The 7,863-nt window shown below is 74.1% G+C and carries 6 protein-coding genes; 3 read left to right on the top strand and 3 right to left on the bottom strand.

The window, feature by feature from the left end; all coding sequences use genetic code 11:
- The first annotated feature begins 168 nt into the window (after positions 1-168).
- Both IQ279_RS27195 and IQ279_RS27190 read left to right on the top strand, forming a co-directional pair.
- Positions 169-1,230, top strand: a complete 1,062-nt coding sequence (locus tag IQ279_RS27195) for an AAA family ATPase (RefSeq protein ID WP_307792560.1) — start codon at positions 169-171, stop codon at positions 1,228-1,230.
- 193 nt (positions 1,231-1,423) lie between these two features.
- Complete coding sequence (locus tag IQ279_RS27190; protein WP_206351986.1) at positions 1,424-3,520, top strand: N-6 DNA methylase; 2,097 nt, start codon at positions 1,424-1,426, stop codon at positions 3,518-3,520.
- Between the two features lie 12 nt (positions 3,521-3,532).
- On the opposite strand, the gene IQ279_RS27185 is transcribed toward IQ279_RS27190, so the two are convergent.
- Positions 3,533-4,282 carry a ThuA domain-containing protein gene (locus IQ279_RS27185; protein WP_206351985.1) on the bottom strand — a complete coding sequence of 250 codons (750 nt, stop codon included), beginning with the start codon at positions 4,280-4,282 and terminating at the stop codon, positions 3,533-3,535.
- Positions 4,283-4,344: 62 nt separating this feature from the next.
- Positions 4,345-5,346, bottom strand: a complete 1,002-nt coding sequence (mgrA, locus tag IQ279_RS27180) for an L-glyceraldehyde 3-phosphate reductase (protein WP_307792559.1) — start codon at positions 5,344-5,346, stop codon at positions 4,345-4,347.
- A gap of 213 nt (positions 5,347-5,559) precedes the next feature.
- Here mgrA and IQ279_RS28735 point away from each other — a divergent pair, with 213 nt between their 5' ends.
- Complete coding sequence (locus IQ279_RS28735) at positions 5,560-6,465, top strand: cellulase family glycosylhydrolase (protein ID WP_307792561.1); 906 nt, start codon at positions 5,560-5,562, stop codon at positions 6,463-6,465.
- A gap of 95 nt (positions 6,466-6,560) precedes the next feature.
- On the opposite strand, the gene IQ279_RS27170 is transcribed toward IQ279_RS28735, so the two are convergent.
- Positions 6,561-7,832, bottom strand: coding sequence for a right-handed parallel beta-helix repeat-containing protein (locus tag IQ279_RS27170; RefSeq protein WP_206351984.1), 1,272 nt, complete (start codon positions 7,830-7,832; stop codon positions 6,561-6,563).
- Positions 7,833-7,863 lie beyond the last annotated feature (31 nt).

Below are 7,863 nucleotides of genomic sequence, written 5' to 3'. Positions count from 1 at the left end.
GGGGGGGGGGGGGGGGGGGGGGGGGGGGGGGGGGGGGGGGGGGGGGGGGGGGGGGGGGGGGGCGGGGGGGGGGGGGGGGGGGGGGGGGGGGGGGGGGGGGGGGGGGGGGGGGGGGGGGGGGGGGACGGAGAACCCGGGCGGCCGGGGAAGGAGTTCGGGCACGGGCTGGTGCTGGGCAAGTTCTACCCGCCGCACGCCGGCCACCACCATCTGGTCCGCACCGCCGCCGCCCGCTGCCGCCGGCTCACCGTGCTGGTGTGCGCCTCCTCCGTGGAGTCGGTGCCGCTGGCCGACCGGGTGGCGTGGATGCGCGAGGAGCACCCAGAGAAGGGCATAGAGGTGATCGGGGCGGTGGACGACGTACCCGTCGACTACTCCGACCCCGCCGCCTGGGACGCCCACATGGCGGTCTTCCGGGCCGCCGTGCCCGGGCCGGTCGACGCGGTCTTCACCTCCGAGGCGTACGGCGCGGAGCTGGGCCGCCGCTTCGGCGCGGCGGCCGTCACCGTCGACCCCGGCCGCACCGCGTACCCGGTCTCCGGGACCGCGGTGCGCGAGGATCCCGTCGGCTGCTGGCCACATCTGGCCGCCCCCGTGCGCGCGGCCCTGACCCGCCGGGTCGTCGTGCTGGGCGCGGAGTCCACCGGGACCACCACCCTCTCCCGCGCCCTCGCCGGGCACTACCGTTCGCGGGGCGGGGTGTGGGCCAGGACGGAATGGGTGCCCGAGTACGGGCGGCGGTACAGCGAGGAGAAGTACGCGCGGCTGCGGGCACGGCGGCCCGGCGCCCCGTTCGAGGAGGTCGTCTGGGAGCCGGAGGAGTTCGAGCTGATCGCCGAGCGCCAGCTCGCCGCGGAGGACGCCGCCGCGCGGACCGGTTCCCCCGTGCTCTTCTGCGACACCGACGCCCTGGCCACCACTGTCTGGCACGAGCGCTACACCGGCCGCCGAAACCCCGGGGTGGAGGCCGTGGCCGCCCGCGGCAGGCACCATCTGTGGCTGCTGACCGACCACACCGGCGTGCCCTTCGAGGACGACGGGCTGCGCGACGGGGAGCATCTGCGGGCCTGGATGACCGGCCGCTTCCGCGCCGAGCTGAGCCGCCGCGGCCTGCCTCACCTGGTCGTCGGCGGGTCCCACCGGGAGCGGCTGCGGGCGGCGGTGGCCGCCGTCGACGAGCTCCTCGCGCGCGGCTGGCGCTTCGCCGACCCGCTCCCGGAGCGCGGCTGACCGCCCGCCGAGCTCCGGGACGCCCCGCACGGCCCGTTCCCCACGGTCCGGTGCCTCGTTCTGTGAACGGTGTCAAACGCCGTAGTAACCTGCCCAGTGACACCGACTGTTCGAATCCCGGCGCTCCCATCGGAGCTTTGAATTCGAACAGTTGCCTGTGACAGCCCCGACCGATCCGACCCCGGAGATCTCGATGCCTTCAACACGCTCAGTGCCGGTCACCCTCGCGGAGATCGCGCGGATCGCAGGGGTGGGGCGGGCGGCCGTCAGCAACTGGCGTCGCCGCCACGACACCTTCCCCGCCCGGATCGGCGGTACCGACGCCAGCCCCCAGTTCTCCCTCGCCGAGATCGAGCAGTGGCTGCGGGAGAACGACAAGCTCAAGGAGATCGGGGGACGCGAGCTGCTCTGGCCCGGTTTCGAGGCCCTCGGCAGCCGGGACGAGACGGGTCTGGCCATCGCCGAGGCCGGACGGCGGATGCTAGGCGGCAAGGCCTCCGCGTCCGCCGCGTCCCTGTCCGAGCAGGCCGGCGAACTGGTCGACGAGGCCGTGGCGCTGGGACGGCGCGAAGGGGCGCGGGAGGTCTTCGAGTTCCTGCTGCAGCGCTGGCTGGACGCCCATGTCCGCCAGGTCAGCGCAAGCCCCCGGCCCCTGGCGGACCTGATGGCCGAGGTCGCCCTGGCGGCGCACCCGTCCCCGGCCGGGGACGGCGGGGCGACCGTGCTCGACCCGGCCTGCGGCGCGGGCCACCTGCTGGACGCCGCCGCACGGGCCGAGGCGGGCGCGGCGGCGGCACCCGTCACCCTGCTGGGCTGCGACAGCGACCCGGCGCTGGCCGCGCTGGCCGCCGCACGGCTGGCCTTCGTCACCGACGAGGCGGGCGCCGCGGGGAAGGCGGGGAAGACGGGGAAGACCGGCAGGGCGGGCAAGGCCGACGCGGGCGGGGCGCGGGTGACGGCGGACGTACGGGAGGGCGACTCCCTGCGCGCCGACCCGCATGAGCAGGCCACGGCGGACGTCGTCCTGTGCAACCCGCCCTTCAACGAACGCGACTGGGGCTACGAGGAGCTGTCCACCGACCGGCGCTGGGTGCACGGCCTGCCGCCGCGCACCGAGTCCGAACTCGCCTGGGTGCAGCACGCCCTGGCCCGGCTGCGGCCGGGCGGCACCGCCGTGCTGCTGCTGCCGCCCGCCGTCGCCTCCCGCCGGGCGGGCCGCAGGATCCGCGGCGCGCTGCTGCGCGCCGGACTGCTGCGCGCCGTCATCGCCCTGCCCCCCGGCTGCGCGCAGCCGCACAGCGTCTCACTGCACCTGTGGCTGCTGCGCGCCCCCGAGGGCGCCGGGCCCGCCGAGGACAACGGGGTCCTGCTCGCCGACGCGGCGGCCTCCCAGCGGGCGGCGGCCTCCCGCGAGGGCGGAGTGGACTGGGACGCGCTGGGCGAGTTCGTACGGACCGCTGTGCGCGCCTACGACAGCGGGGCGGCCGAACTGCCGGACTGCGCCCGGCGCATGGCCGTCATCGAGCTGCTGGACGACGAGGTCGACCTCACCCCCGGGCGCCATGTCTCCCCCGCCCCCGGCGGCGACGAACTCGATCTGGAGAGCGCCTGGAGCGGCTTCGGCGAGGCTCTGGCCGGACTGCGCGCCGCGGGACGGGCGCTGTCCGCCCTGGAGGCGGCCGGGGACGGCGGGGGCGCGCAGCCCAGGACGACCGTGGGCGACCTGGCCCGGGCCGGGGCGCTCACCCTGCGCGGCGGCCAGCAGCCGCCGGACGGGACGGTCCGCGGCGGCGGGGCGGGCGAGGACGGTCTGCCCCTGCTGACCGTGCCGGACCTGCTCCAGGGCAGCGGGCCGACGGGCCGGCTGCACCCCTCGGACGTCTCCGAGCGCGGAATGCTGGTGGCCAGGCCCGGCGACGTGGTGGTGGCCGGGGTGATCCGCGCCTTCGCCGCCTGGGTGCACCAGGGCCCGCCCACCGTGCTCGGCGCCCAGTTGTACGCGCTGCGCGTGGATCCGGAGAAGATGGACGCCTGGTTCCTCGCGGGCTGTCTGCGCGCACCCTCCAACGGCCGCCAGGCGGGCACCCACGCCTCCAGCGCGTCCCGGGTGGACGTGCGCAGGCTCCAGGTGCTCCAGCTGCCGCTGGCCGAGCAGGCACGCTACAGCGAGGTGTTCCGGCGGCTGACGGAGTTCGAGGAGTACCGCGGGCGCCTGGACGAGCTGGCCTCGCGCCTGTCCCGCGACATCAGCGACGGCCTGGCGACGGGCCGGCTGTCGGCCGGGCACTGAGGTCGAGGCCCGTCACCGCTCGTACCAGCCCCTCTCGCGCGGCAGCGACGTCCAGGGCACCGGCCCCCTCACCGGTTCGGCGGGCCCGGCCGGTCCCGCCGAACCGGACGCCCAGAAGGCCGCGTTGGCCAGGACGGTGCGGACGCCCGCGTGGCGGTAGACCGGGTACTCCTCGTGGCCCGGACTGAAGTAGAAGACCCTGCCGAGCCCCCGCCGCCAGGCCATCCCGCTGCGGAAGACCTCCCCGCCCGCGAAGGAGGAGACGAAGACCAGCTCGTCGGGGGCGGGCACGTCGAACGGCTCGGCGTACATCTCCTGTTCGCCGATGACCATCGGCCGCGGCACCCCGGCGGCCACCGGATGCGTGACGTCGACCGTCCACACCACCTCGCGGTCGCCGTGGCGCCAGCCGGAGATCCGGCCGCTGGTGCCCGTCAGGGCGCAAAAGACCTTCGACTCCGCGCTGGAGTGGAGGGCGACCAGCCCCATGCCCTCCAGCACCCGGGCGTGCACCCGCGCCACGACCTCGTCGTCCACCTCGCCGTGCCGCTTGTGCCCCCACCAGAACAGGATGTCGGTCTCGTCCAGCGCCGTGCCGCCGAGCCCGTGCTCCTCCTCGTCCATGGTGGCCGTGCGCACGCGCAACTCGCCATGGGGGGTGAGTGCGCCGGTGATGGCGTGCCGCATTCCCTCCGGGTAGACGGCGGCGATCCCGGCGCCGTCCGGTCCGCACTCGGTCCACACCGTCACGGAGACGGCCATGCCCCGCTCCTCTCCCGGGCCCCGGTTCCTCCGGGAGCCCGGGTTTCCCGGAGCGGGCCGGCCTAACCGGCCTGGCCTGCGAGGTGGCTCTCGATCTCGGCGAGCTCGTCGTCGGTGAAGTCGAGGTTGCCGGCGGCCGCGACGTTGTCCTCCAGCTGCCTCACGCTGCTGGCCCCGACGAGCGCGGAGGTCACGCGCCCGCCGCGCAGGATCCAGGCGATGGCCGTCTGCGCCAGGGTCTGGCCGCGCCGCCGCGCGAGGGAGTCGAGCGCGCGGACCGTGGCCAGCGTCTCCTCGGTGATGCCCTCGGCCGTCAGGAACGGACTGGCGCCCGCGGCCCGGGACCCGGCGGGGATGCCGGACAGGTAGCGGTCGGTGAGCAGGCCCTGGGCCAGCGGGGAGAAGGCGATCGAGCCGGCGCCCACCTCGTCGAGGACGTCGAGCAGACCGTCCTCGACCCAGCGGTTGAACATCGAGTACGAGGGCTGGTGGATCAGCAGCGGGGTGCCGAGTTCCGCCAGGATGCGGGCGGCCTCGCGGGTCTGCTCGGGGCTGTAGTTGGAGATGCCGACGTAGAGCGCCTTGCCCTGCCGGACGGCGGTGTCCAGCGCCCCCATGGTCTCCTCCAGGGGCGTGTCGGGGTCGTGGCGGTGGGAGTAGAAGACGTCGACGTACTCCAGACCCATGCGGCTCAGGCTCTGGTCCAGGCTGGCCAGCAGGTACTTGCGCGAGCCCCACTCGCCGTACGGGCCGGGCCACATGTCGTAGCCGGCCTTGGTGGAGATCACCATCTCGTCGCGGTAGGGGCGGAAGTCGCGGGCGAGGTGGCGGCCGAAGTTGGCCTCGGCCGCTCCGGGGGGCGGGCCGTAGTTGTTGGCCAGGTCGAAGTGGGTGACGCCCAGATCGAAGGCGCGGCGCAGGATCGCCCGCTGGGCCTCCAGCGGCTTGTCGTCGCCGAAGTTGTGCCACAGGCCCAGCGAGATCGCCGGCAGTTTCAGCCCGCTGCGTCCGACACGTCGGTAGGGCATGGTGTCGTAGCGCGTGTCCGCGGCGGTGTGGGTCACGGTTCTCCTCTGCGAAACGGGCGGGCCGGCGGCTCGGAACCCGCAACGCTACACCGCGCCGCGGCCGCACCGGGCGGCCACTCGGTGCATGGACCCTCCGCCGGCGCGCGGCCCCGTGTCCGCCCGTCCGCGTCGAGGACCCCCTGCCGGCCGGCTCGCCCGAAGGACGCGGAGCGAAGCGCGGGTGACGCGACTATTGACATGGCATGAACAATCAGGGCCTCATATGGGGGCGGCAACGGCGACCGGTGGACCCGCACCAGCGCCTCCGAGATCTCCTCGATCATCGGACAGTGCAGGCAGAACAGGCTGATCTGCGTGCTGGAGGTGCACGACACCACCGGATACGGCGAGGACGGTGCCGCCACTTCCCTGGACCGGGCGGCCGACTACTGGATCGGCGTCAAGAGCGCGCTGGAGGGCCAGGAGAACCACGTCGTCATCAACATCGGCAACGAGCCGTTCGGCAGCAACGGCTACGACCGCTGGACGGCCGACACCAGCTCCGCGATCCGGAAGCTGCGCGACGCCGGCTTCGACCACGCGCTGATGGTCGACGCGCCCAACTGGGGCCAGGACTGGTCGAACACCATGAGGGACAACGCCTCGACGGTGTTCGCCTCCGACCCCGACCGCAACACGATCTTCTCCGTCCACATGTACGGGGTCTACGACACCGCCTCCAGGGTCCAGTCCTATCTGAACCACTTCGTCGGCAACCGACTGCCGATCGTGGTGGGCGAGTTCGGCCACAACCACGGTGACGGTGATCCGGACGAGAACGCGATCATGGCGACCGCGCAGTCGCTCCGGGTGGGCTACCTGGGCTGGTCCTGGAGCGGCAACGGCGGCGGCGGCGAGTACCTGGACATGGTCGACGGCTTCGACCCGAACTCCCTGACCAGCTGGGGCCAGCGCTTCTTCAACGGTGCGAACGGCATCGCCGCCACCTCCCGGGAGGCGACCGTCTACGGCGGCTCCGGGGGTGGTTCCGGCAAGACCGCGCCCAACGGCTACCCGTACTGCGTGAACGGCGGCGCCTCCGACCCCGACGGCGACGGCTGGGGCTGGGAGAACGACCGCTCCTGCGTGGTACGCGGCGGCGCGGCCGACGGCTGACCGCCCCGGCCCGCGGCCTGTGCGAAAGCGGCGTCCTCCGCCGCGGAAGCGGGGCGGAGGACGCCGCGCGGTTCCCCACCGCAGTCCCTGTCCGCTCAGCAGGTGTTCCGGCTGGTGTTGTTCAGGGTGAGGTTGCGGTAGGTGATGTTCGTACCGCAGGGGCTCTCCCTGAGCGAGGTGTTGCTCAGCGTCAGGTTCTGCAGGGTGACGTCCCGGTTGCCCGGGAACTCGCTGCGGGCCGCCAGCCTGACCTCCCCGCCGCCGCTGACCGTGCCGCCCTGGGAGGCGATGGTGACGTTGTAGCAGTTCTCGATCAGGATGGCGTTGTTGCCGGTGTTGGTCAGCGTCACCCGGTCGATGACGGCGCCGCCGCTCTCGGAGACGCAGAAGACCCCGCGCCCGCCGCCGCGGGCGACGACCTCGCCGACGCGGATGTTGGTCGGATAACCGCCACTGATCCGGCCATTGCGGTTGGCCATCCGGAACGCCGCGTAGCCGGTGCCGGTGGCGGTGTTGTCGGCGTCGACCTTCCCGACCGTGGCGTTGATCGTGTCGTTGAGCAGCAGTCCGGAGTAGCCGACGTCGCGGGCGGTCACCGTCCCGATCGTCAGCCCGTCCACCCCGTAGGTCTCCACGCCGTGGTTGCTGGTGCCCGAGACATAGACGTCGTCGATGCGGATGTTGCGCGAGCGCGACGAGCGGTCGCCGTGGTTGTCGATCCGGATGCCCAGACCGCCGGAGAGGCGCATGTCGATCCGGCCGAGCACCACGTTGCTGACGTTGCGCATGAAGATGCCGTACAGCGGGCGGCCGGTGACGGTCAGATGCCCGACCTCGACGTTCGTCGCGCCGCGGGAGTAGATCGGCGCCTGGTCGCCGGAGCCGGAGCCGGTGACGTCGACGGTGCCGCACACGTCGATGGCGGTGTTGCTCGGCAGCGACACCCTGGTCCCGGCGCTGATCGAGCCCGAACCCCGCACCACCACGCGCTCCTTGGAGGAGCGGTTGGGGGTCAGGCTGGCGATCGCGGCCTGCATCGCGTCGCGCATGCTGCCGCCGGTGTAGACGGTTCTGCCGCCCCGGCGCGCGGTCCAGGTGCTCCCGCTCTTCACGGCCTCGGCCTGGTACGAGCCCTCGCCGCAGGCGGCCGCGGCGGCGGCCGGCGCCGCCTGGGCGGCCCGGGGCTTCTGCGCGGTCCCGGCCTTCTGCGTCTGCTGTGCCGCCTGCCCGGAACGGTCGGTCCCGGCCGGGGGCTCCGCGGCCCCGGCCGTGGTCGCCACCGTCGCCAGCATGGCCGCCGTCAGGGCGCCGGCCGCGACCGCGGCGAGTCTGCGCCTCCTGGCGGAGGGTGCGGCTCCGCTTCTCATGGTGGACTCCTTTTCGTGGGGGGGGGGGGGG

The sequence above is a fragment of the Streptomyces verrucosisporus genome, from assembly GCF_017114865.1.
Lineage (GTDB): Bacteria > Actinomycetota > Actinomycetes > Streptomycetales > Streptomycetaceae > Streptomyces > Streptomyces fenghuangensis.
Note: the sequence above shows the minus strand (reverse complement) of the source record. Positions and strands in the feature narration are given on the sequence as shown.

Coding starts and splice junctions, on each gene's coding strand:
- IQ279_RS27190 (WP_206351986.1), top strand. CDS start 1,424: ATGCCTTCAACACGCTCAGTGCCGGTCACCCTCGCGGAGATCGCGCGG.
- IQ279_RS27185 (WP_206351985.1), bottom strand. CDS start 4,282: ATGGCCGTCTCCGTGACGGTGTGGACCGAGTGCGGACCGGACGGCGCC.
- IQ279_RS27170 (WP_206351984.1), bottom strand. CDS start 7,832: ATGAGAAGCGGAGCCGCACCCTCCGCCAGGAGGCGCAGACTCGCCGCG.